Origin of the sequence: Rothia sp. P6271, from assembly GCF_048512995.1 — a bacterium.
Taxonomy (GTDB): Bacteria; Actinomycetota; Actinomycetes; order Actinomycetales; family Micrococcaceae; genus Rothia.
The window spans coordinates 384,130-408,369 of the sequence record NZ_JBLXXV010000001.1; the positions used below are offsets into that span (position 1 = coordinate 384,130).

The following is a 24,240-nucleotide window of genomic DNA, read 5'->3' on the forward strand; positions in this document are numbered from 1 at the left end:
TACCTTCTAAGAATTCTGTGTTTGAGATGATGCGTAGGCAAGTTCTGCGGCACGAGCTGCGCCGGAGTCCATTGTTTCTTCTTGATGCACAAGAGGGTGATTAGCTTCTGCGAGGATACGTCGTCCTGCTTCAACGTTATTTCCATCAAGGCGTACTACTAAAGGCTTAGTCGCAGAATCGCCAAGAATCTCCAAAGCACGTACAATGCCCTCAGCCACAGCGTCACAGGAGGTGATACCACCAAAGACGTTGACGAAGACGGATGAAACTTGTTCATCACCGAGAATGATATCTAGTCCGGCTGCCATTACTTCAGCTGATGCACCGCCACCGATGTCTAAGAAGTTTGCAGGTTTGACATTTCCGTATTGTTCGCCAGCATATGCCACTACGTCCAAAGTCGACATCACAAGACCAGCACCATTACCAATAACGCCGACTTCGCCGTCGAGTTTAACGTAGTTGAGGTCGTGTTTTTTAGCTTCTGCTTCAAGGGGATTTTCTGCGGTTTTGTCGGCTAACCCTTGGTGTTCTGGTTGGCGGAACTCTGCGTTATCGTCGAGAGAAACTTTTCCGTCGAGAGCTAGAATTTTTCCATCCTCGGTTCTTACCAGCGGGTTTACTTCAACGAGAGTTGCATCTTCTTTTTCAAAGACAGCGCCAAGTTGAGTCAACACTTCTGCGACAGGGGTTTGTAGCTCTTGGGAGAATCCAGCAGTTTTAACAATGTTGTGTGCGGTGTCTAAGTCGAGACCAGTTGTGGGGTTGACCTCAACTTTAGCAAGCGCCTCGGGGCGTTCTTTTGCTAGCTGCTCAATTTCCATACCGCCTTCAACGGAGCACATCGCGAGGTATGTTCTATTAGCTCGGTCAAGGAGAAGAGAGAAATAGTATTCTTCTGCGATTTGTGCCCCTTGCGCAATCATGACGCGTTCAACGCGGTGACCTTTAATATCCATCCCGAGGATGTTTTGGGCGTGGGTGTATGCTTCTTCTGGGGTTTTTGCGACTTTGACGCCACCGGCTTTGCCGCGCCCGCCAACTTTTACCTGTGCTTTGACGACGGTTACTCCGCCAATTTTTTCGGCTGCTGCTTTTGCTTCTTCAGGTGTTGTCGCGACGATGCCTTCAAGCACGGGCACTCCGTGCTTTTCAAACATGTCGCGTGCCTGGTATTCAAACAGATCCACTAGATTCCTTCTTCGTTGAAGTAGTGCTGGCAGTGATGCATGCCAGCGTCCTTTCTTCTTGGATATTGTTTCTACCCCACTAAAGAGAGGTAGAGCACAATATCTTCTTCAAGACACTTTAGCTCAAAGGAGGAATAGATGCAGGTCTATGCAACAAGAACCCCTATTTTCTTCTTAAAACCTTGGCTTTGACTAGTAGATAATCAATTCTTAACTTTTTCAATAGTGTCAAGTAACGTCACTAAGAATGGTGCTGTTGTAGAAGAACGTGGAACCATCAGATATTCAAAACGGTCGATACGCCACAACATGAGTTCAGCTTCGCCCACGTTACAACGCCACCCCATACCAATATCAAATAGTTCTGGTGTAGCGTCATCTTCAAAAGTGACACAGCGGGCAAGCACTTCAGGAGCTTCTTCACCAGATAGCTCGATAACAGTCCTATTTGCAGAGACATCAAGAACAAGCCCCGGTTCTGAGCCGAGGGCACGATCTAGAGCACGCCCCAATTTTATGGGGTCTACGTGAGTAGCGATGAGGAAGGTATCCTCATGAACCCACAGAGCCGCCACAATTTGACGCGTACCATACAGAATCTCTCGTGCTTGAGAATCCCCCGTAACTTCACCGCGATGACGAGGAAAGTCAATGCCAAGCACCTGAGACATGCGTGCCGCAGCGACAGAGTCTGGTGCAACTTGAATACGTACCAATGTCAACGACGAAATTTCTCGAACCTGCACGCTCGTATCACTTACAGCATTCATTGCTTCGGTGAATTCAGAAGCAACAGAAGGCACAGTATCTCGTTCAGGCATCAGTAATCCTCCACAATGACGGTGAAAACTCACCCCTATTTTATCGGTATTCTTCACGGCGTATCGTCAAACCAACAATCGCGCCGAAGATTATGCACACAGCTAATAATTACCTAAAGTTTCTTTAACGGTGCATAGCGCAAGAGGAGGCGTTTTTCTTCTGAACCAAAACGCACTTTTGCAACGGTTTTATCTCCGCTTCCTTCTAGCGCTATAACTTTTCCTGGTCCAAAGCTTTGGTGCAAAACCTCTTCTCCAACTGTTAGTTGAAGAATCTCTTTATTTGGTTGAACACGAGAGACGTTGACGCGACGAGCTGCTTCACGAAGCCCCGCACCCGAGCTTTTGTGGAGTCCTGTTCCAAGAGCTTCAGTACGGCCGTGCGAAGAAGTAGTAGATACAGTGGTGAAGCCTTTTCGAGCCCATTCAATAAGTTCTTCAGGAATCTCTTCAATAAATGGAGAGGGAGGGTTCATCTGGCTTTGGCCCCAGAGTGAACGGCTCTGAGCCCGCGTAATATAGAGTTTTTTGCGAGCTCTTGTCAGACCAACATAGGCAAGTCGGCGTTCTTCGCTCATTTCTCCTTCATCGGTCATTGCTCGCTGGTGTGGAAAGATTCCGTATTCCATTCCAGTCAGGAACACCACTGGGAATTCTAGGCCTTTAGCCGTATGCAAGGTCATCAACGTAATAACCCCTTGCGCTCGTGCTTGTGCCACTTCTTCAGCAATTTTCTGAGCGCTTACCGTCTGTTCGTCTGTGTTTTCTGGGGCAGCCGGTATCTGGTCGGCGTCTGCTACGAGTGCAACGTGTTCGAGGAAGTCAGCCAAAGACGCTTCGGGGTGGTCATGTTCAAAGTCTTGGACTGCTTCAACTAACGCGGAAAGGTTCTCTATACGAGACTCGTCTTGGATGTCTTGGGATTCTCGTAGTGATTGTAAGTATCCGCTTTGTTCTAGTACAGCTTCTAAGCAGTTTGCTGGAGAGGAGGATTGAACAAGCGTTGAGAGATCTTGGATGAGTTGTACAAAAGAGGCAATTTTTTTCTGTGCAGCTGCACCGAGTCCTGATATTTCTGAGCATTGGGTGAGAGCTTGCATGAAGGAGCAATTTTGACGGAGTGCGTAGTCAGCCACAAGCCCTTCACTCTTTGCGCCGATACCACGTTTAGGCACGTTGAGAATACGGCGAGTATTCACATCGTCATCAGCGTTGACCATAATTCTTAGGTAGCTTAGAACGTCTTTAATTTCTTTGCGTTCGTAGAAGCGTGTACCGCCGACAACTCGATAGGGCAGGCCTTCCCTCATCAGGGCTTCTTCTAAGATACGAGATTGCGCATTGGTTCGGTAGAAAATTGCGACATCTCCGGGGCGTATCCCGTGTGATGCGTAAAGACGATCAATCTCAGCTGCAATATATCGCCCTTCACCATGCTCATTTTCGGCAACATATCCAACAATTTTTTCGCCTTCTCCAGAGGCTGTCCAAAGTTTTTTGGGGCGTCGGTCTTTGTTTTTTTCGATGACCGCGTTAGCTGCCGAGAGAATATTCTGTGTTGAACGGTAGTTCTGTTCAAGCATGATGGTTCGAGCGGAGGGATAGTCTTGTTCGAAATCGATAATATTGCGAATATCGGCTCCACGAAACGCGTAGATAGACTGATCAGAGTCACCGACGACCGTGAGTTCTGCTTCGTTTTTGCCGACGAGTTCTCTCACGAGGGCGTATTGTGCGTGGTTTGTGTCTTGGTACTCGTCCACCAAAATATGTTTGAAACGTGTTCGATAGTATTGAGCGACCTCTGGAACTTTTCGTAGAAGATGCACGGTCTTTGCGATGAGGTCGTCGAAGTCTAGGGCGTGAGCTGCTTGGAGTCGCTGTGTGTACCCGTTATAGACTTGTGAAACTGCACGGTCAAAGGGATTTGCTGGATTCATGGTGGCTTGAAAATCGTATGCTGTGATGAGCTCATTTTTTAGCTGACTAATCCGTGAGGCAATCGCTTTAGGCGCTATTTTTTGAGTATCTATTGCATAGTTTTTAGCTAAAGTGGTGATGAGTCTTAGAGAGTCTGCAGAATCATAGATAGAGAACGTCGTCTTCATATCTAGGTGGGATGCTTCTTTACGTAAGACTCGCACACAGAAGCTGTGGAATGTAGAAATCCACATACGGCGTGCAGATTCTCCGACGAGTTCGATAATTCTCTCACGCATTTCGGCGGCGGCTTTGTTGGTGAAGGTGATCGCAAGAATTTCGCTTTCATAGGCTCGGCCCGTTGCCAGCAAGTAGGCAATGCGATGAGTCAAGACACGAGTTTTTCCTGAGCCAGCACCGGCAACGATCAGCAGCGGTTTCCCTTGATGGATAACGGCTTGATGCTGTTGATCGTTCAGCCCTTCTAGTAGGTCACCGGCTTGGTGATGTTCTGAGGCTGGGGCACGGTGGGAGGTCTCGACCCCGTATCCACCACTTTGGTAGGACGGTGGCAGGAAATCTAACTCTGCAATATCTTGAGGTACGTCAAGGTTAGGAGTAGGTTCTTCAGTCGGTTCCCATAGTGGTTCTTCGAAGATGGGTTCTTCGTATGTAAAGATGGCAGGCTCCTCTAGGTGTGGAGCTGGGGCAGCATATTTTTTGGTGTGTTTCTTCGTGCCAGGAGTTAGGCTCTCATCATCAAATAAGTATTCCATCGTGTGAACAAGTCTATCTCGTACACGTGTTCGATGAAAATAGGTGGATTCTTATGATGTTGCGAATATCCGTTAAAGGTTCAATAAATCACCTTGAGCTGAGCTCATTCACGCACATGGTGTGCCAATACTTCATCCGTAGAGAAGTTCTTTGTGCCCTCGAATGGATTCGAACCATCGACACCCGCTTTAGGAGAGCGGTGCTCTATCCCCTGAGCTACGAGGGCCAAACTTTATTTAATTATTCCTGCTAAGGGACACACTATACCAATAAATTCTTAGGTGAACTACAGGTTCTTTTTCTTCTTACGAAAAATCATCTGAGCAACGACCAATCCGATGATAATACCAATACCACCTGTAATAGAAACCCACATTGCGGCGTTACCGAGGCTCAGTGCCATGAGTAGACCGATGAGGACGCCGGGTACTCCTCCGGAAATCATACCAACTGCCATGTAGGTAAATTCTTGGTCAGAACCGTTGCTGGGGCTTTCAAACTGAGTAGACATAGTCCTATCTTAGCGTGGATATAGAAATGCGACCCCTGCTGGTCGTACGAGGGTCGCATCACCCGAATAAAATATTCGGTGAGATTTCCTAGATCAGGAAAAGTTATGAATCGTTCACCCAGTAGATGACCAGAGGTGAACTCATATTATCCATCTAGTGAGGGGAGCACTATGGGTATTCCCCTCACTAGCATGGGTTGTAAGTTTTTAGAGACCTGCGTAGGTGTAGTAACCGGATACAGGCATGAGTCCGCCACCGTCAACAGCGGTAAGCTGAGTACCCTGAGATGGGTTGAGAGCGGAAATCATCTGACCGTTACCGACGTAGATACCGACGTGTGCGAATCCGTTAGTGAAGACGATGTCACCTGGCTGTGGGTAAGCGGTAGGAACAAGCTGACCAACCATTGCGTAGGTGTAAGGGGTCAAGTTGATGCCTGCGCGTGCGTAAACGTTAGATACGAAGCCGGAGCAGTCCCAAGCTTTGTAGGAGCGTCCACCCCAGATGTATGCGCCACCGATTCCATCGTATGCAGAAGCAAGAACCTGAGCGCGTACGCCTGCAACGTTAGTAGTAGAAGACTGAACAGCGAGACGAGGCGCAGGAGCTGGTGCAGGTGCCGCAACAGGAGCTGGTGCAGGTGCCGCAACAGGAGCTGGTGCAGGTGCAGCTTCTACAGCTGGTGCAGGAGTGCTTTCAACGGTAGCACCCCAAGTGGTGATGTTCTCGTAAGAAACTTCAGGAGTGGTGTAAGTAGTAAGGGTTGCTGAGTAGTCAACAGGAGCAACGGTGTTTGCTACACCGAATGCGTTAGCAGGTGCAATAGAGCCTGCAAGAGCGGCACCAGCAACAACAGCGATACCTGCGTTGCGTGCGATGTTAGACTTCTTTGGTGCCATGTGGCGTGCAGTGTTAGCCATGTTTATTTTCCTCCATTGCCTCACGAGGTAAGCTGTCGGGTTCGAGTAGAAGGTTCACTCGGTTACTGGTATTCCAGTAACTTCACCCCTAGGGCTCTTCATCTAAGAACCCAAAAGGATGGGTCCCCCGCTTCTGCCAAGCATGTCATGATGTTTTCGTTACCTCAGTGTGAACAGTGGCAGAACTAGGCGATCTGTTCTGAGGGTGCCTCTCCGACCAGTGATTGGCACGTTGAAAACACTACTACATCTTCAACTCAAATGTCACGTTTTGGTTACGAAAACGTGTTTTTGTCTCACACAGTGACCCCTCAGAAACGCATTAAAACCACTATTGACCATGTTGTATTTTTTACCGATAACCTTTAAAACCCTTATTTCTTGCAAAAATACAGGGATCTTTAATGCTCAAAACACACGAAAACCAACATAAAGAAGGTCACGAAATGATTAAAAAAATATACGAGGTATGGCTCACACCCGTGTCCTTTTCGTGACTTTTCAGCTCAACAGGTCGCTCTCAATGCAATACCATCTCCTATAAAATAGAGACTCAACAGCCCATCAACCAACAGCAAGATCACAACAACCCACCAAAAAATGAGGTGACGTACCCCTAAATACAGGTACGCCACCTCAATAAACTAAGAATCTCTCTATTAGTCTTGCGACCAAGGCCTGATATCTACCTATCAGGAAAAACAGTCAACCCCTCTTGTGAGAAGACTATCTAACGCTTGACGATAATCGCTTCAGCAACATCCGCAGAAAGTGTCACTTCCTGTTCCTCACCATCAGCACGGACAATAACAGCCCCTTGTGGCGCAGATGCAATAGAAACGGTAGCACCATAAATAATGCCTGCATCCCCTAGACAACTCATCAATTCAACGTCAGTTTGAATAAACTCTGGAAAACGAGAAATAGTAAAACGATCCTCTACACGAGAATCCTTAGCAGCAATACTCATAGAGACAGTACGCTCATCGTTATTTTCACTCTTTGCCCCCAGCTCTTCAAGGCCGGGAATAGCGTTTCCATACGGAGAGAACTTTGGATTGTTTAAGAGCTCAACTAAGCGACGTTCAACACGCTCACTCATGACGTGCTCCCAACGGCAAGCTTCCTCATGGATATACGCAATATCTAAGCCGATAATATCGGCTAACAAACGCTCTGCAAGACGATGCTTACGCATCACCTCTACAGCTTTTTTACGGCCTTGCTCCGTTAACTTCAAAGAACGGTCGGAAGAAACCTCGACAAGACCATGCTTCTCAATACGGGCAACTGTCTGAGAAACGGTTGGGCCAGAATGTTCTAGACGCTCTGCAATACGAGCACGCATAGGGACGATGCCCTCTTCTTCTAATTCCAGAATAGTCCGTAGATACATCTCGGTTGTATCGATTAGGTCAGTCATACGTCCTAACTCCCTTCTCTGGCGCCAAACCAGTGAGCAAATAACCCTTTAACTTGAGTATATATGCACTTACCATTGTAGGGCGAACAGGGGATATAACCCTTGATAAATATGACAAATCTATAAGATTTTACGAAATTCAACAGAAAGTAAATCTGCCATAGAAAGTAACACTCAATACCTCAGGAAATATTATTCCTTTTCAGAGAATGAAACACTCTCTTTTCTTCAAGCAAGGCACAATAGAACATAACCGGACGTTAAAACCGGTATTAGCACTTATACGGTGAGTTCACCATGATTTGGAGAATCAGTGACACAGTTTCCTTCTATCCCAGTTAACATGCTTCCTCAAGACGGACGTTTCGGGGCAGGCCCGTCAAAAGTACGTCGCGAACAGATTTCTGCTCTCACCCGTGCAGCTGATCTTCCTCTTCTAGGAACATCACACCGGCAAGCACCAGTTAAACATCTTGTTGAAGAAATTCAGCAAGGATTATCTCACATGTTCAATGCTCCAGAAGGCTACGAGGTTGTACTCGGCAACGGTGGAGCAACGGCTTTTTGGGATGCAGCAACTTTTGGGTTAGTGAAGAATAAGGCTCAGCATCTAAGCTTTGGAGAATTTGGCTCTAAATTTGCTCAGGCAACACAAAAAGCTCCTTTTCTAGAAGAATCCTCCATTATTGAGGTGCCTGCTGGTAGTTGTCCATCTGCTCAAGCGGAACAAGGCGTTGATGTTTACGCATGGCCTCATAACGAAACGTCTACTGGAGTCGTAGCCCCTGTTCTTCGCCCTGAAGGTATTGATACAGATGCCTTAGTCGTTATTGACGCAACAAGTGCTGCTGGTGGCATCGATGTTGATTTGTCGCAAACAGATGTTTATTACTTCTCTCCACAAAAAAACTTTGCCTCCGATGGTGGTTTATGGGTAGCTTTTTTCTCCCCTGCAGCTATTGAGCGCGCATATACTATCGCCCAATCTGGACGTTGGATACCGGATTCTTTGAATCTTGTGACCGCAATTGAGAACTCTCGAAAAAACCAGACCTATAACACCCCTGCATTAACGACTTTGGTGATGTTAGCTGAGCAGATTCGCTGGATTAATGACAACGGTGGCTTGTCCTTTGCAAGTGGACGAACCGCTGATTCTGCCCAGAGGGTCTACCAGTGGGCGGAAGAGTCTTCCTTTGCAGAACCTTTTGTGCAGAACCCCGCAGAACGCTCTCAAGTGATTTGCACTATCGATTTTTCAGAGCAAGTTGATGCTTCATATGTTGCTCAGGCTCTTCGTAGCAATGGGATTGTTGATACCGAACCATACCGCAAACTTGGGCGAAACCAGCTACGTATTGCGACCTTCGCGGCAATTGAACCAGAGGATGTTTCAGCGCTCTTAGAATGCATTGATTATATTGTTGCTCAAAAGAGTGCATAACCGTTCATGATGTAGGAGTTCTTAAAGAGGTATTTTGAACCTTGATATAGGTGTTCTTGGGGCGCTGTCTGATGTTCAGACAGCGCCCCAAGAATTTAGAGGGGAAAGCATCGATAATTATCGTGGCTGTTGGATTTCTAGGGCTGTTGTCACGGGATCGAGAGGTTCTTCGTCCACGCGTTTGAAAACAAACTTCGTTTTTCGAGAGCGGTCAAAAACAAGTTTAAGTTTTTCAGAACGGTAGTACCATAACAGCCCGATACAACCGGCCAGAACACCTGATAACGCAGCAATGCCAAGGCCCCAACGTGCACCCCAGTGGTCGTTGACTAGCCCAACAAGAGGTGCACCGATAGGTGTGCCGCCTAAGAAAACTGCAACGTATAAACTCATCACGCGTCCTCGCATATGTGGTTCAGTAGTAACCTGAACATATGCGTTCGCTGAAGTGATAATCGTCAACGCACAAAGTCCCATTGGTATGAGTGTTATGGAAAAGAACAGCAAGTTGGGGGAAAGAGCAGCACATAAGGCAGACACGCCAAAGGCTGCTGAAGCCCCAAAAATAAAACGGAGGCGAGGGCGTTCTCTCCGTGCAGCAAGAAGAGTTCCAATGACAGAACCAACAGCCATAGTTGAGTTGAGAAAGCCAAATTCTCCAGCACCTTTATCGAACTCGGTTGTTGCCATTGCCGCGATGTTCATTGCGGAGTTAAGACCGAAGGTTCCCACCAGAAAAACAGCTACCATCACTGCCAAAATATCGGGGCGTTTTCTGACGTAGGCAACACCATCACGGATACGCCCATTCGAACAATCTGCCCGAGGAGTGGGGCGAAGCTCTCGAGTTCGAATCAAGAAGATTGCAGCAAGCATGATGAGGAATGTTGCAGCGTTAATGAAAAATACTGGCCCCGTACCCAAAAGAACAACAAGAATACCTGCACATGCTGGGCCGATAAGACGTGCAGAGTTAAAGGATGTGGAGTTTAGTGCTACAGCGTTAGGCAAGTCGTTATCGTGAACAAGTTCGGAGACAAAGGTTTGGCGAGCAGGAACTTCGAGAGAGACGATGATTCCAGCAGCTAAAGCTAATGCGTAGACATGCCAAATTTGGATATGCCCGCTCATCACTAAGAATCCTAGTATTAGGGAGAGAACGCCCATTGCGCTTTGTGTCATATAGAGCAGTTTTCGGCGATCTAATCTATCTGCAAGGACTCCGGCATAAGGTGCTAAGAAGAGTTGAGGGCCAAATTGTAAAGACATAACGATTCCGAGTCGAGTGGAATCGTTATGAGAGAGTTCGTTAAAAATCAGCCAGTCTTGGGCAGTATGTTGCATCCACGTCCCAATGTTGGAAAGGAATGCTCCAATAAACCATAGGCGGTAGTTAAAAATCCATAAGGAACGGAAAGTAGGAGATTTGCCGTGTACCGGTTCAGGCCCGTTACGTTCAGTTGTGAGCGTTGTTGCAGGAGATGAGGAGGTTTTCTCCTGCGGGAGGGTTTCGGCGCGTGAAATTCTCTTACTCGTAGAAATCAGTCCTTAGGTGTATGTGTCGTTACTCGTCGTCGTTTGTGTCTTCGGAGTGGGATGCTATCTCTTCAGTGTCGGTTGTTTCTGTGTTTTCTTCTTCGATGGCGCTCATGCGTTCAGACCAAGGTACCCATGCTGGAGCAAGAAGTGCATCATCTCCAGGGATAAGTCCTACTTCGCAGACGGTAGCAATTTTAGAGCGTGGTGTTCGAGAAAGCGTCGCAAACCAGAACCAACCTCTGTATCCGGACATCGTACATTCAAAGAGGTGTGTGGTAAGTCGTTCTTCCTCTCCGCGTAGATGATGAACAATCCCGATATTTTCTGCAGAGGTAATCTCTTGGATTCCGGCGAGGGCAATATCTTTTGCTTGAGCAAGAACAGTATCGACTTTGCTAGTTCGACGCCGTTTGGTCGGTGCACCTAATGTTGGTTCTGCGTTCTGGGCAGCTGTAGGAGTTTGTGCATTCCTATTATCGTGAGGGTGTTCAGATAGGGCAAAGCTACGGTCCTCTGATATTGAGGTCTCCGTGGGGGCTATATCATTCTTTATCTGTTGGGACATACCTTCTATTAAAGCGTGAAATGAGAAACTTTGCTGGGTGTTTGATTGATACGGTATGTATATGACTGAGAGTTCTTCTTCACTATCGGATTCATTAGCTGTTTCTTTCTTGAGTTTTTGTGGTGCTTTATGCACTGTTCTTGGAGTGGTCAGTGGGGTGGCGATGTTGTTGTTGATGTGGTTTTACGGCCATGCGCCTCATTTTTTGACGTGGGGTGCGATGGTGTTATTGCCGGTGGGGTTTTTGAGTTTGGTGTGTTCTCTTGTGGTAGCGATGGTGCGGAGGAGAAGGCAAAGAGCAGACTCAAAATCATAGTAAAGAGTCAGCTTATATATATCTGTCTTCCAGCAGACTCCCAGCTTCAAGAGTGAGAATAAGTATCGTGAATACAAATCAACCTGAAGCAAAATTACTCGTTGTAGACGATGAACCAAATATCCTTGAATTACTCGCAACCTCGTTACGGTTCGCCGGCTTTGAGGTTGTTACTGCGTCTAATGGTCGTGAAGCGCTTGAAAAAGCAGAAAGCGAAAACCCAGATTTAGCAGTACTTGATGTAATGATGCCCGACCTTGATGGATTCACCGTCACCCGTAAACTCCGTGCAGCTGGAAGACTATTCCCTGTTCTCTTCCTCACCGCGAAAGATTCCACTGAGGATAAAGTCGCTGGTCTAACAGTGGGCGGAGATGACTACGTCACCAAACCCTTTAGCCTTGATGAAGTCGTTGCACGCATCCGTGCTGTCTTACGTCGAACACATCAGGGAGAAGCAGACGACTCCCGTCTACGCGTCGGAGATCTCATCCTTGATGATGATGCACACGAAGTATTCAGAGGAGACCGAGAGATTGACCTCTCCCCTACTGAGTTCAAGCTATTGCGTTATCTGATGCTCAACCCTAACCGTGTACTATCCAAGGCTCAGATTCTTGACCACGTTTGGGAGTATGACTTCAATGGGGACGCTTCTATCGTAGAATCTTATATTTCTTACCTACGCCGGAAGATTGATAATGTTCCAGATCAAGCACCAATGATTCATACTAAACGCGGTGTTGGATACCTGTTACGCACCGCAAAATAGACGTGAGTTATTGTGACTAGGATTCGTCAAAAAATCGGACAACTGGGCGCGCTCTCTTTGCGCACCCAGTTGGTTCTTTTAACCAGTTTGCTCTTAGCCCTAGCAATTTCAGTAACGTCGTTGGTCGCGATATCTGCTCTGCGAGGACAAATGATTGAGCAGCTTGATGAAGAGATGAGTTCAAATGCTCAGACTCTCACAAGTTATCTCACAGAAGGCCCTCATCAACCGAGTACGAGTTCTCTTCTTCGGTATCAAGCGTATCTTTTAGATAATCAGGGAACGGTTCTCTCCTCTTTGGTGGGTGCTTCGTCTATTCAAAGCTCAACACCAGATTTGTCTGGATGGACGCACGAGAAGGTCAACCGATTCTCTCATAAAGGAATTACCGTTAAATCTGTTAATGGTAAAGCTGAATGGAGAATTCTCCCCATTGATTATGGGGATCTTGATTATTCTGTCATTATTGCGACTCCTTTACGGCAGACTCATGCTGTGGTGGCACTCGTAGCTGTTCTTACGTTGACTTTTGGTGTAGCGACTCTTTTTGCGTCTGTTGCAATGAGCTGGGTCATGGTTACAAGAGCATTTGAGCCGTTAGCACGAGTTGAAAAAACAGCTGCACGTATCGCTGCCGGTGATCTTTCGCAGCGTATGGAAAAATATAATCCGTATACCGAGATTGGTCATCTTTCGGCGTCTCTCAACACCATGTTGAGCCATATTGAAAAAGCCTTTGAGGTGCAGAAAAATTCTGAAGTCAAGATGCGTCGTTTTGTGGGGGATGCTTCTCACGAGTTGCGAACGCCTCTTGTTTCTATTCGTGGATATTCTGAGCTGTATCGTCAAGGTGCTCTCCAAAGTGAAGAAGCTGTAGCTAATGCGATGAGCCGTATCGAAGCAGAGTCAAAACGAATGGGGCAGTTAATTGAAGATTTGCTCACTTTGGCTCGTATTGATGAGCGTCGAGAGCTAGAAAACCGCATTATTGATCTTCTTGATTTAGCCCAAGATGCCTCCCATGATGCTTTTGCGACCTCTCCGGATAGAACAGTTCAAGTTGTTGGTCTTACAGAACATGCTGCTCCTGAAAGCGCTTATGTATATGGGGATGACTCTCGGTTGCGACAGGTCATTGCAAATTTGATGACTAACGCTATTCGATATACGCCCAAAGGCTCCCCTCTTGAGATAGCCGTGGGAACGGTCCAGTCTGATGATGCTCAGCAGTTCTCTCAGATTGAGGTTCGAGATCATGGCCCTGGTATTCATGGCGAAGATCGTCAAAGAGTTTTTGAACGGTTCTATCGTGCCGATACTTCACGTACTCGTGAAACGGGGGGCACTGGGCTCGGGTTAGCTATTGTTGCCGGTATTGTTGCTCAGCATGAAGGAAATGTTGAGGTACTAGAAACTCGTGGTGGAGGGGCAACTTTCAGACTATGTTTTCCCAGTTATATCGGAGACGACGTTTCGCGTGAAACATAAACTTTCCATCTTCTTCTGTGGATAATTAGCTATCGTTGCGTTAGTAGCATCTGGCTATCCACAGTTTTTTGAAAAATCTACTTAACTCATGGATCTCTCCCTAATGTAAAGGGTAGAAGAATCGTTCTTCTACCTCATGTATAGAACATTTTTAGGAGATGTCATGGCACAATTTGTCGTTGATTCAGAAATGATTAGTCAGAAAAGCGCTACTGCACGCGCACAAATTGATTCAATCATTGCAGAAGTTAATGGGTTAACCAGTTCCTTACAAGATTTAGAAGGATCGTGGACTGGCGCTGCTTCACTCAACTTCCAAGGCGTCCTCGCCCAATGGCGAGCAACACAGCAACAAGTAGAACAATCTATTGCACAGATTAATGAAGCCCTTTCACGTGCAGGCATTAATTATGCTGATACAGAATCAGCAAACGCTGCAATGTTCCTTGGCTAAAGCACAAAAGGCAGGAACACTACCACTTAGAGCTGCTAGTGTTCCTGCCTTCTCTGTCACCTCAATGAGTATAAATAGACTCGTCCAGAATTTTTAGGATTCTTGCGGGCAGGCAGTATCTTGTCGTGAAGATAGAACCCACCCCAAATCACCTGTAGTGTCTTGAACCCATAGGCTCGTGCGCATAACCGACATATGGCGAGTCTTTACACGAGACAAAAGACGAATCACAGAATCCCCCAGCATCTCACAGCTGATAAAGATTGGTTCATCATGCGCATAAAAAGCACGTGTACGATATTCCACGGCGAGTGAACGTTGTGTGCGTATCCCCTGATATGTCACCCACCAAAAATCTTCCCCCAATACTTTTTCTAAATATTGTTCCTGCTCATAATGTTCAGGCTGGTAAAGAGTACGTTCATAGCCCTTAACTAGTCCAAGAACATCATCAACGTTCATTGCAGTAGAGGGATTTTTCGTGTGGTCTTCAACAGAAGAATTCTTTGTTTCTTGTGGCACATGTTTTGTGTCCGTCTCCGGTGATACTTCAAGGTTAAACCCCGGCCCGCTAGGAGTCGGTGTTCCTTGTTGGAAGGACAAAGCAGCATCTCTAGCGCGGGTGTCTGCAGCTTCATTCATATCTTGCCCAGAGTGCCCTTTAACCCATACGAACTCGTAATTTCGTCCTTGCATTGCCTCGTCGAGCGCCTGAATCAGCTCTTGATTTTGAACGGGCTTACCGTCCGCTTTCTTCCAGCCTTTTTTCTTCCACCCTGGCAACCATTTAGTCACCGCGTTAATGGTGTACTGAGAGTCACAAAGAACCTTGAGTTTATGTTCAGGAAGATGAGCAGTCGCTTCAAAAAGTTCTAGCACAGCACGTAGCTCACCCTGATTATTTGTTGCGTGTTCCCAGCCGCCCGCTGACCAGTTATCGTGGTCAATGTACCACGCCCACCCAGCAGGTCCAGGGTTCACTAATGCTGATCCATCTGTTGCAGCAATAATCTCTTGTGCCATGTTGACAAGACCTTCCTCAAGGACGTAGCTTCTTCACACCCTAGCTTATCCGCTCTTATGTGTTTCTAGTGCTACCACTTTAAAGCATAAAAACATTTAGAATAGCCTGTATGAGCGCATACCCACAAACAGACCGACAATCTGTTCACCTATACATGTTGCCCTCAGCGATTCTTCGCTCAGGACACGGCATCACATGGTTATCCTATGTTGGTATCGCAGAACAAACTAAAGCAGCACAATACCGCAACCCTGAAGACGCACTCAACTACGCAGCACAACAAACCCTCATGCGATGTATTGCAGCATGTGCATTAGGTATTCGCCCCACTCATGCCTCACAAATTACCGTCGACAGAACGTGCCAGCTATGCGACCAAAAAGCAACACACGGAAAACCGCGGATTTCTGGTATTAACTTCAATATGTCACGAAGCCACGGAATGGTCGTTGGCGCATATTTTGCAGAAGATAGCCAAGACCCACAAGCCCAACTACTCGGCGTCGATATTGAAAGAATGCGCGGAAACCTTCTCGACGGATACGATAAAGTCACCCTTACAGAAGAAGAAAAAACGGTTATCTCAGAATGTCCAGAAGAAAATAAAGCACTACTAAGGTTGCTACTGTGGACAGCTAAAGAAGCCGTACTCAAAGCCACCGGACACGGACTTGTAGCAGGCCCCCAAAAAGTGCATATGCAACTTCTTAACCCGCCACAAAACCTCGTCGAGATTTCTGGATACCGTGCAAGCGGAACCCTCAACATTGAAGGGTATCAACAACAGTTTTACGTACAGTGGTTTGTACAAGGTGAGTTTGTGATAGCAGTAGCAACAAACCAAAACCGCACCATCAAAGCCCACCCCGTTACCAAGCCTTATGACATCAAGCAGAGCATCCCACTATCTACGCAACGTCTCAAAACGGTATAGCCTCAGACACATTAATCTACGAAGATACCGTGTTAATATTTAGCGCTTGACCAAAAGAGCCGAGTTTAGTTCCTGTCTCACGGTGTTCACTATCTGGTGTTGAGGCTTTGACGAGTCCAGCCCCAGCAAATAAGGTGATGTGCTCAGCCTCAACCTGAGCACAACGCAAAACGAGCGCCCATTGTCCGTCTCCAGAGGGGTCCATCCAACCAACAAGTCCCCCAAAGAAACCTCTCTCGAAGCTTTCTAACTCGCGAATTACTTCGCGTGCTGTACTTGTTGGATACCCACAAATTGCGGGAGTGGGGTGGATAGCGCGAGCGCCGTCTAAAGAGCTCATACCATCTTTAAGACGCCCCGTAATTCTTGTCGCCAGATGCCATAGTTGCGGCGTGTTAATAAGCTGTGGCGTCGCAGGAACATGAAGTTCTTGTGTGAGCGAAGACAGACATCTTTTAATATCGTCAACGACCGTAGCATGCTCGGCACGGTCTTTAGGTGAGCGCATTAGTTCTTCACCGATTTGCGCGTCTTCAGTACTGCCAATAGGTGCTGTGCGCGGGGAGCTTCCGGCTAAGGGGAAAGTCGTGAAAACACCGTCTTCAACTCCGAAGACAAGTTCTGGTGAGGCACCCATCAGATAGCTATCATCTGATAGTTTCATCGAAAAAACATAGGCGCGTGGTTGTTGTGCCCATAGATTATGGTAGATGTTCTCTAACGTTGGGCGTTCTTCTTTATAATAGACGTGAAGGAGGCGAGAAAGCACAACTTTATCGAGTTCTCCGTTATTCATTTTTTCGACAGCACGTCCAACGTTCTGGCGGTATTCGGGGTTATCGATACCTTCAATACGAGTTGGTGCAGGGCACTTTTGTTCTTGCACAATGGGGGCAGGTGTTCGCTCGATGCTTTCAGGAACGTATAGAAGTGCAGGTTCTTGAGGGTCGAATGGGATGACTCCGATAACACCAGTTCCGCGTTCTTGGGCGCGTTTGAGTGCGTCTTTTTCGTTAACTGGTTCTAACTCCCCGAGTGCTCTGAGGCAGGTGTTTCCATAGGTAAATTGGAAGGCAGGGTACTCGTTCGTGGGCATAGGCTATGGTGTTCTTTCTATCGAGACGGGGATAGTGAGCGCGGGTTTGTTCATTCCCCGATGAAGGTTAGAAGGTTGCTCCGCCGTCGGCGGTAAGGCTCTGCATCGTCACGTGTTTAGCGTGTGGGCTTAGAAGGAATATTGCGACTTCTGCAATATCTTCTGGTTCTGCAATACGACCTAGCGGTATCCCCAAACGGTAATTTTCTAGTGATCCTTTGATGGGTGCTTCGCTACGGTCTTCTCCATTCCAGGTGTCTGTGACCATGGGGGTTCGTGTTGTTCCAGGGCATAGAACGTTTGCGCGGATTCCGTGTGGGGCAAGTTGCAACCCAAAACTTGTTGTTACTCGTGTTGCAGCAGCTTTTGATGCGCCATAAGCTCCAAATTCAGCTCGTGGTACGTTCGCAGCGTTTGAACTGATAGTGACAATACCTCGACTATTTGTTGGGTCTTGCGGTTGTTGCTCTACCATGTATCGGGCTACTTCTCGAGTAACCAAGAATACGCCATCAGCGTTGACTGCATGAACAGTACGCCACTGTTCTAAGGTTGTATCGAGAAGAGGTGCAGCATGAACAACGCCGGCACAGTTGATGAGTCCTTGTACTAGTTTTTGTTTTTGACGAAGGTAATTTCCCATACGCTGTACACAGGCTTCATCAGTGACGTCTAAAGGATAGTATTCACAATGCTCGTTTTGGTGTTGTGCCTTTTCCTGTATTTGCTCTTGGGCGTCGCAGGCAAGTACGGCGTATCCTTCGGTCAGAAGACGCTCCGTAACAGCTGCGCCGATTCCTCCACATGCGCCAGTAACAATAACGAGGGATGTTGTTGGGTTCATATCGCCTAGTCCTGACCAGATAATGTTCTCAGGATGTCTTGGGTTGAGGTGACGATGCCACATCGTTGGGCAACATAGTTACAGGCAAGTTCGTGCTCTTTTTGGCTGAAATCAGCGAGAGCGTCAGCAACAAAGAATACTTGTATATCCCGCATGAATGCGTCGAGTGCTGTCGTCATACAACCAATGTGTGCGTAGACTCCAGTAATAATCAGTTGGTTTCGTCCACTCAGTTTGAGGTCTTCTTCAAAGGTGCTTTTAGCGAAAGCTGAGTAGCGCCATTTAGTGAGGACGGTGTCCTGTTCGGCCGGTGCTAAGGCAGAGATAATCTCTGCATCAGCGTCTTGTTGTAGCCCTTGTCCCCAGATATCGGTAAGGAGCGCGCGGTCTTTAGGATCTTGACGCGGCGGTTGCGCAGTGTAGTAAACGGGGATTCCGTTATCTCGTGCTGATTTGATAAGTGCAGAAGTGTTATTGATGGCCTGTTGAATTTGCCCTGCTGTTTCGTCTTCAAAGATGGAAACAAAATAGTTTTGCATATCGTGGACGAGTAACGCAGCCTGATGCGGGTTAAGTTCCCACGTGGCGCGTTTTTCATAAGGCCTATAACTATACGTATAGGTTGGTATTGTTTTGAGAGCCATGATGTTTATCGTCCTTTTCCTGCCAAGAGTGTGAAGGGCTGAGAAAACCCCTCTACATGCTATTTAGGTTTACCTATGTTTTCAATACAGTAAACCTAAATCATGGTTCTTTACATGCTTCACCACCATATAAACAGGCTCACAGGAAGACAATCACGGCCTCATCAGTATTGACACTCACCATAGAGGAAAGAGACAAGAACCTCACGTACCAGAAGAAAGCTCTTATGGTTGAGATAACTCGTTGAGCAACTTATCGTAATGCGTATCAATAGTGGCAAGAGTCGACGTAATAATCTCAGCTGGAGTCTCATATCCTTGTTGAGCCCACATCGTAAATACAGCTAAGCAACCTTGCAGATGGTAATTAGCAAAAAGAGAGAGTTGTTGAGCTGGTACGACGTCTTTGAGAGAGCTCCAGAATATATCAATATATTCACGCTCTAACCTATTGCTCAGCACTTCAAAGAAGCTTCCAGTCCCACGTTGAGTCAAGAGCATCCGGCAGACTTCTTTATTACCCTGAATAAACTGCATAAACGCACCAAATACTTCACGGCTATTCATGTTTTTACCGTTGACAGGGTCTGGGTCAAGGATGCTACTAAGTTCTAGTAACGCAGTCTCTTGAATTTGTGAGTACAGTTCTGAAATGTCAGAATAGTGCGAGTAAAAAGTTGCACGATGAATATCAGCTTTCTCCGCTAGCTCACTAACAGTAATAGAGCTGAGCTTCTTATGCTGTAATAAATCCGCTAGGGCAAGGTATAACGCTGATTGAGTTTTACGTACTCGACGGTCAGATCGCTGAACTTTTTTCATTTTAATATCTCCAAAATCTATTTGGTAAACACTATACGGCGTATTGTCTACTATCCTACATAATAAGACCTCTTTGGTCATTGCGGATTTTCTCACACCCCACGTAGGGTTTGTACGTAGGCTCACCATGTCGAAACGGTAAGAACATATGATTGAATCGCTCAACAAAGCAGATAGACAAGCTATTGCTCAGCTCATCAGCGACAAATACCATCATTTTGTGCGTCGCCCATCCAGCACACCAGAAGAGCAACAAAGAGCTATACGCCTTATCATCCGAAGATTTAACCCCGAACAATCATTTAGTGTTCGCCGAGACGACAAAATCGTTGGATTCGCTGTTGTTGAGACCTCAGAATACCCTCACGCGCTAGCTATTCCTTATGCTTCAATCCGCAGAGAATTTTCCTATTTTAAAAGTATTCTCTTCTGGCTTGCTCTAAGAATATATCGTTCACGCAAAATAGAAATTGACGAATACAGCGCACGAATAGAAGTATTCCTTGTACACCGCGACTACCAACGCCAAGGCGTGGCTACTGAACTTCTGGAAAAGATTCAAGAATTCGCACAAGAAGAAGGAAAAACCTCACTCACCTTAGAAGTACCAGAGGACGATATCGAAGCCCACACCTTCTTCAACAAGGTAGGGTTCACAACACTCAGTTATCGGCGACTCACCCAGTTCTTTCACCGGCTCATACTCCCCACCGCACCTACAAAAACTTTTCAGCTACGCTATCCACTCGACGATTCAGAAGAATAATCTTGACGACGTAGCAGAACCATCACCTCATAATGCTGAGTATGAGCAAACATATCTAGCACCCTGCCTTGCACTGGCTGATAAGAGGGCATCTTCTGCAAATCTTTTATTAACGTCTTTGCATTACAGCTAGAGTACAGCACCGTATCAATACCAGATTGTTCTATCCACTGACAAAGAACCGCCCCGATACCGCGACGAGGAGGGTTCACCACCAACATCTCAGGTAAAGAGAACCCGCGTTTCTGGCTCTCAAGGGCAAAGGCTGTAGCGTCCATTGCCTCAAAATGAGTATTGTTAAGACCCATATCTGCCACCGTACGATGAGCGCTCTCAATAGCTTCAGCGCTAATCTCGATACCTGTCACACGGGCGTCTGACGACATTACTTGTGCTGCGTGTATAGCAAACCCACCCACGCCACAATAAAGATCCCATAGACTTGCTGGGTTACGCTCAGAAACCCATTCTTGTCCTTGACGATACAAGGTTGAAGCAACAGAAGAATTAGTTTGGAAGAAACTCTGTGGACGTAAATGCAAGGTGATATCGTTGGCCCTCATCGCAAGAGTCTGGGCAGAGCTAAGAATAATTTCTTCCTCACCTTCAACTCGTGCAATCGGTTCGCGTAAAAGATTGACAGAAAAAACCCGAAGCTGTGGTAAACGTTCTTGAAGCCACGGCAAAGAACGTTTGATGGGAACAATCAACTTTTTAGAACGCAGAACGCAACGCACCATCAGCTCCCCCGAAGAAGACGCTGTCATAAGAATATTTTTAAGCTCCCCTTTACGCGTTTTAATGTGATAGGGAGTTAGCTGAGCCCGAGTAATAAATTCTTTAAGAACAGGCATGGCTTTTAACAACGCAGGTTCGTAAAGAGGACATTGGCTCAGGTCAGTGCCTTGCCCAGAACCGCCGTCAACAATACCGAGCACTGGGTGATACGTCGTTCCAGATACCACTATTTTTGCTTTGTTTCGGAAATTTTTCTGTTGACTGGGAACAGCCTCGAGCCACTTAATCTGTGGGTATCCTGCCGCTAGTTCACGCATATGACGTTCTTTAGCGGAAAGTTGTTTTGGGTAAGGAATATCCAGTTCAGTGCACGAAAAGCATTGGTGAGTATCAAAATAGTGGCATTGCATAGCTCAACTATCCTACCGGAGTCCTGACCGTTTACTCAGATACGAGCTTTACCTCATCACGTTATTTCCCGCGAGCGAGTTTATCCCACAACCGGCTAGGCAACACAGAATGAGCCAAAAGAAGAGGACGCGCCCCAAAACCAGCAACATAACGAGTCCTCGGACGAGAAGCTGAGACAGCTTGTACCAACGCACGAGTAATCACCTGAGGATCAGAAGCCCACCGAGCATAAAGCTGACGCATCCGCTCTGCAGTCGCCCGAGCAGAATTCTCATAGGCTCCACCCTCAGCAACCCTCTCCAAATTCTCTATTGCCACATCACTCCACTGACTAGCAATAGCACCAGGCTCAATGAGCACCACCTCAATACCCAAGGGTCCAAGCTCCATACGCAAGCTATCACTGAGCCCTTCTAAAGCATATTTTGTAGCGTGATACCAACCACCAAATGAAGTGGTTAAACGTCCAGCAATAGAAGACACATTAATAATTCTTCCGCGCTTTGCTTCACGCATCGCAGGAAGAACAGCACGAGTAAAGGCAGCTAACCCAAAAACATTAACATCAAATTGGTGTCGAGCCTCGGCTAAGGAGACATCTTCAATCGCACCGTACATCCCATAGCCGGCATTATTGATGAGCACGTCAATACGGCCCGCTTCAGCTAGGACGAAATCCACCACTTTATTGATAGTTTCTTCATCCGTCACATCAGCATATAGTGGCGTCACACCGTATTGTTTCAGCGGCTCCATCAGCTGAACCCGCCGAGCCACAGCGTACACGCGATGCCCTTGCTGAGCTAAGCTCACTGCCGCGTCATATCCGATTCCGCTAGAAGCACCTGTAATAATGATGACTGCACTCATTGTTCTTCCTTCATCAATCCATCGTACGTTCAGAGTACTCTTTAATTCCCGCTTTTTCCTTCTCTAAGAGGAAGAAACCAGCCACAAGGTCTGAGGGTTTTCCCTTTCCCATGCTAAAAGACGGTGCCCCGATACCAGTAAAGTATCGGAGCACCGCCCTACAAAGAATTTTCAACATATCGTTGAAAAAATTACATCATGCCGCCCATACCAGGATCCATAGCAGGTGCAGCACCAGCAGGTTCAGGCTTGTTAGCAACAACAGCCTCAGTGGTCAAGAAGAGACCAGCGATAGAAGCAGCGTTCTGCAACGCAGAACGAGTCACCTTAACAGGGTCGTTGATGCCAGCAGCCATCAGGTCTTCGTACTCACCGGTTGCAGCGTTCAAACCGGTACCAGCAGGCAAACCGCGAACCTTATCAACAACAACACCGGGTTCTAGACCAGCGTTGGTCGCAATCTGCTTCAACGGTGCGTCGATAGCAACCTTGACGATATTTGCGCCAGTTGCCTCATCACCGGTGAGTTCAAGCTTCTCGAAGGCTTTAGTGCCAGCCTGAATCAAAGCAACGCCACCACCGGCGACAATGCCTTCTTCAACAGCTGCCTTTGCGTTACGAACAGCATCTTCAATGCGGTGCTTACGTTCTTTGAGTTCAACCTCAGTTGCAGCGCCAGCCTTGAGAACAGCAACGCCACCGGCAAGTTTAGCCAAGCGCTCCTGAAGCTTCTCGCGGTCATAATCAGAATCGGAGTTAGCAATCTCGCCACGAATCTGAGCTACGCGACCTTCAATAGCAGCTGCGTCGCCAGCACCTTCAATGATGGTGGTCTCGTCCTTAGTAACAACAACCTTACGTGCAGAGCCAAGAAGGTCAATAGTTGCTTGGTCCAAAGACAAACCGACTTCTTCGGTAATAACCTGTCCACCAGTCAAAATAGCGATATCTGCCATCTGAGCTTTACGACGGTCACCAAAGCCAGGAGCTTTGACAGCAACAGACTTGATAGAACCACGCATCTTGTTCAAAACCAGTAGTGCAAGAGCTTCGCCCTCAACGTCTTCTGCGATGATAAGAAGTGGCTTACCAGCCTGCATAACCTTCTCAAGAACAGGGACAAGATCTTTCACATTAGAGATCTTGGAGTTCACAATGAGAATATAAGGATCCTCAAGGACTGCTTCTTGACGGTCTGGGTCAGTGACGAAGTATCCGGAGAGGAATCCTTTATCAAAGCGCATACCTTCGGTGAGCTCAAGCTCTAGACCAAAAGTATTGGACTCTTCAACAGTGATGACGCCTTCTTTGCCGACCTTTTCCATGGCTTCTGCAATGAGCTTACCAATTTCGGTGTCGCCAGCAGAGATAGATGCGGTTGCAGCGATTTCTTCTTCAGTCTCAACTTCTTTAGCAGAAGAAAGAAGTTCAGCGGTAACTGCTTCAACAGCTTTCTCAATACCGCGCTTGAGGCTGAGAGGATCTGCACCAGCAGCAACGTTGCGGAGGCCTTCACGAACAAGTGCCTGAGCAAGAACAGTTGCAGTAGTGGTACCGTCACCAGCAACGTCATCGGTCTTTTTAGCAACTTCTTTGACCAGCTCTGCGCCGATCTTTTCGTATGGATCTTCGAGTTCGATTTCTTTAGCGATAGAAACGCCATCATTGGTAATCGTGGGAGCGCCCCAAGACTTTTCCAAAACAACGTTACGACCACGAGGTCCGAGAGTAACCTTCACAGCATCTGCTAGGGTATTCAGACCCTTTTCAAGGCCACGACGTGCCTCTTCTTCAAAAGCAATGAGCTTTGCCATTATGCTTAATCCCTCCTGGACTAAGAAAGTATTTTTCTCTCAGTTGTGCCCGCGACGGACGATGTTCTATAAGCCATGCTCTTCACAACTTATAAAGACATCTCACAAGATGAAAGTAGATATTCTCAAAGCTAC

At 47.1% G+C, this 24,240-nt stretch carries 23 protein-coding genes, 1 tRNA gene and 1 riboswitch; of the genes, 7 read left to right on the forward strand and 17 right to left on the reverse strand.

The annotated features are described in order from the left end of the window. Positions 1–6 precede the first annotated feature (6 nt). From sucC to ACN08X_RS01780, 7 genes are all read right to left on the reverse strand, one after another. Complete coding sequence (gene sucC, locus ACN08X_RS01750) at positions 7–1,191, reverse strand: ADP-forming succinate--CoA ligase subunit beta (protein ID WP_419101006.1); 1,185 nt, start codon at positions 1,189–1,191, stop codon at positions 7–9. Between the two features lie 203 nt (positions 1,192–1,394). After that, positions 1,395–2,012, reverse strand: coding sequence for a hypothetical protein (locus ACN08X_RS01755; protein ID WP_419101007.1), 618 nt, complete (start codon positions 2,010–2,012; stop codon positions 1,395–1,397). Positions 2,013–2,125: 113 nt separating this feature from the next. Then, positions 2,126–4,708 (reverse strand): DNA helicase PcrA, encoded by a 2,583-nt coding sequence (gene pcrA, locus ACN08X_RS01760; protein ID WP_419107721.1) that lies wholly within the window; start codon positions 4,706–4,708, stop codon positions 2,126–2,128. A gap of 154 nt (positions 4,709–4,862) precedes the next feature. Then, positions 4,863–4,935 (reverse strand) — tRNA-Arg (locus ACN08X_RS01765). A gap of 60 nt (positions 4,936–4,995) precedes the next feature. Next, positions 4,996–5,220 carry a hypothetical protein gene (locus ACN08X_RS01770; protein ID WP_419101009.1) on the reverse strand — a complete coding sequence of 75 codons (225 nt, stop codon included), beginning with the start codon at positions 5,218–5,220 and terminating at the stop codon, positions 4,996–4,998. Positions 5,221–5,427: 207 nt separating this feature from the next. Continuing rightward, entirely contained in the window at positions 5,428–6,141 is a 714-nt protein-coding gene (locus ACN08X_RS01775) for a C40 family peptidase (RefSeq protein ID WP_419107722.1), read from the reverse strand. Positions 6,142–6,144: 3 nt separating this feature from the next. Further along, positions 6,145–6,302, reverse strand: a riboswitch (cyclic di-AMP (ydaO/yuaA leader). Between the two features lie 569 nt (positions 6,303–6,871). Then, the gene (locus ACN08X_RS01780; RefSeq protein ID WP_419107723.1) at positions 6,872–7,564 is read right to left on the reverse strand and encodes an iron dependent repressor, metal binding and dimerization domain protein; all 693 of its coding nucleotides are present in this window, start codon (positions 7,562–7,564) and stop codon (positions 6,872–6,874) included. Positions 7,565–7,907: 343 nt separating this feature from the next. On the opposite strand from ACN08X_RS01780, the gene serC reads away from it, so the two are divergent. After that, positions 7,908–9,008, forward strand: coding sequence for a phosphoserine transaminase (serC, locus tag ACN08X_RS01785; protein ID WP_419107780.1), 1,101 nt, complete (start codon positions 7,908–7,910; stop codon positions 9,006–9,008). Positions 9,009–9,125: 117 nt separating this feature from the next. Here serC and ACN08X_RS01790 read toward each other — a convergent pair whose 3' ends face one another. Both ACN08X_RS01790 and ACN08X_RS01795 read right to left on the reverse strand, forming a co-directional pair. Next, complete coding sequence (locus ACN08X_RS01790) at positions 9,126–10,409, reverse strand: MFS transporter (RefSeq protein ID WP_419107781.1); 1,284 nt, start codon at positions 10,407–10,409, stop codon at positions 9,126–9,128. A gap of 163 nt (positions 10,410–10,572) precedes the next feature. After that, entirely contained in the window at positions 10,573–11,112 is a 540-nt protein-coding gene (locus tag ACN08X_RS01795; RefSeq protein WP_419107724.1) for a DUF3027 domain-containing protein, read from the reverse strand. Positions 11,113–11,173: 61 nt separating this feature from the next. On the opposite strand from ACN08X_RS01795, the gene ACN08X_RS01800 reads away from it, so the two are divergent. The 4 genes from ACN08X_RS01800 to ACN08X_RS01815 all read left to right on the forward strand — a co-directional run bounded on the left by ACN08X_RS01800 (position 11,174) and on the right by ACN08X_RS01815 (position 14,142). Continuing rightward, a complete protein-coding gene (locus ACN08X_RS01800) occupies positions 11,174–11,428 on the forward strand; it encodes a hypothetical protein (protein ID WP_419107725.1) in 255 nt (84 codons plus the stop codon). A gap of 67 nt (positions 11,429–11,495) precedes the next feature. Continuing rightward, positions 11,496–12,200 carry a response regulator transcription factor gene (locus tag ACN08X_RS01805; RefSeq protein ID WP_419105701.1) on the forward strand — a complete coding sequence of 235 codons (705 nt, stop codon included), beginning with the start codon at positions 11,496–11,498 and terminating at the stop codon, positions 12,198–12,200. Positions 12,201–12,212: 12 nt separating this feature from the next. Further along, positions 12,213–13,688 (forward strand): ATP-binding protein, encoded by a 1,476-nt coding sequence (locus tag ACN08X_RS01810; protein ID WP_419107726.1) that lies wholly within the window; start codon positions 12,213–12,215, stop codon positions 13,686–13,688. Positions 13,689–13,851: 163 nt separating this feature from the next. Then, complete coding sequence (locus tag ACN08X_RS01815) at positions 13,852–14,142, forward strand: WXG100 family type VII secretion target (RefSeq protein WP_419101015.1); 291 nt, start codon at positions 13,852–13,854, stop codon at positions 14,140–14,142. 93 nt (positions 14,143–14,235) lie between these two features. On the opposite strand, the gene ACN08X_RS01820 is transcribed toward ACN08X_RS01815, so the two are convergent. Next, positions 14,236–15,165 carry an RNase H family protein gene (locus ACN08X_RS01820; protein WP_419107727.1) on the reverse strand — a complete coding sequence of 310 codons (930 nt, stop codon included), beginning with the start codon at positions 15,163–15,165 and terminating at the stop codon, positions 14,236–14,238. 110 nt (positions 15,166–15,275) lie between these two features. Here ACN08X_RS01820 and ACN08X_RS01825 point away from each other — a divergent pair, with 110 nt between their 5' ends. Further along, a complete protein-coding gene (locus tag ACN08X_RS01825) occupies positions 15,276–16,100 on the forward strand; it encodes a 4'-phosphopantetheinyl transferase family protein (protein ID WP_419107728.1) in 825 nt (274 codons plus the stop codon). A 16-nt stretch (positions 16,101–16,116) separates the two neighbouring features. Here the strand turns inward: ACN08X_RS01825 and ACN08X_RS01830 are convergent, their stop codons facing one another. From ACN08X_RS01830 to ACN08X_RS01845, 4 genes are all read right to left on the reverse strand, one after another. Continuing rightward, positions 16,117–17,196, reverse strand: a complete 1,080-nt coding sequence (locus ACN08X_RS01830) for an isochorismate synthase (protein WP_419107729.1) — start codon at positions 17,194–17,196, stop codon at positions 16,117–16,119. A gap of 67 nt (positions 17,197–17,263) precedes the next feature. Further along, positions 17,264–18,040 (reverse strand): SDR family oxidoreductase, encoded by a 777-nt coding sequence (locus tag ACN08X_RS01835; RefSeq protein ID WP_419107730.1) that lies wholly within the window; start codon positions 18,038–18,040, stop codon positions 17,264–17,266. A 5-nt stretch (positions 18,041–18,045) separates the two neighbouring features. Further along, a complete protein-coding gene (locus tag ACN08X_RS01840; RefSeq protein ID WP_419105706.1) occupies positions 18,046–18,684 on the reverse strand; it encodes an isochorismatase family protein in 639 nt (212 codons plus the stop codon). Positions 18,685–18,909: 225 nt separating this feature from the next. Beyond that, positions 18,910–19,506, reverse strand: coding sequence for a TetR/AcrR family transcriptional regulator (locus ACN08X_RS01845; RefSeq protein WP_419101021.1), 597 nt, complete (start codon positions 19,504–19,506; stop codon positions 18,910–18,912). Between the two features lie 148 nt (positions 19,507–19,654). Between ACN08X_RS01845 and ACN08X_RS01850 the strand changes: the two genes are divergently transcribed. Next, the gene (locus tag ACN08X_RS01850; protein ID WP_419101022.1) at positions 19,655–20,272 is read left to right on the forward strand and encodes a GNAT family N-acetyltransferase; all 618 of its coding nucleotides are present in this window, start codon (positions 19,655–19,657) and stop codon (positions 20,270–20,272) included. On the opposite strand, the gene rlmC is transcribed toward ACN08X_RS01850, so the two are convergent. The 3 genes from rlmC to groL all read right to left on the reverse strand — a co-directional run bounded on the left by rlmC (position 20,245) and on the right by groL (position 24,105). Next, positions 20,245–21,420: a 23S rRNA (uracil(747)-C(5))-methyltransferase RlmC gene (gene rlmC, locus ACN08X_RS01855; RefSeq protein ID WP_419107731.1), complete on the reverse strand. Its 1,176-nt coding sequence runs from the start codon at positions 21,418–21,420 to the stop codon at positions 20,245–20,247. The genes ACN08X_RS01850 and rlmC overlap by 28 nt on opposite strands. 61 nt (positions 21,421–21,481) lie before the next feature. Continuing rightward, positions 21,482–22,291, reverse strand: coding sequence for an oxidoreductase (locus tag ACN08X_RS01860; protein WP_419105711.1), 810 nt, complete (start codon positions 22,289–22,291; stop codon positions 21,482–21,484). Positions 22,292–22,482: 191 nt separating this feature from the next. Beyond that, positions 22,483–24,105, reverse strand: a complete 1,623-nt coding sequence (groL, locus tag ACN08X_RS01865; RefSeq protein ID WP_419101025.1) for a chaperonin GroEL — start codon at positions 24,103–24,105, stop codon at positions 22,483–22,485. Positions 24,106–24,240: the final 135 nt, after the last annotated feature.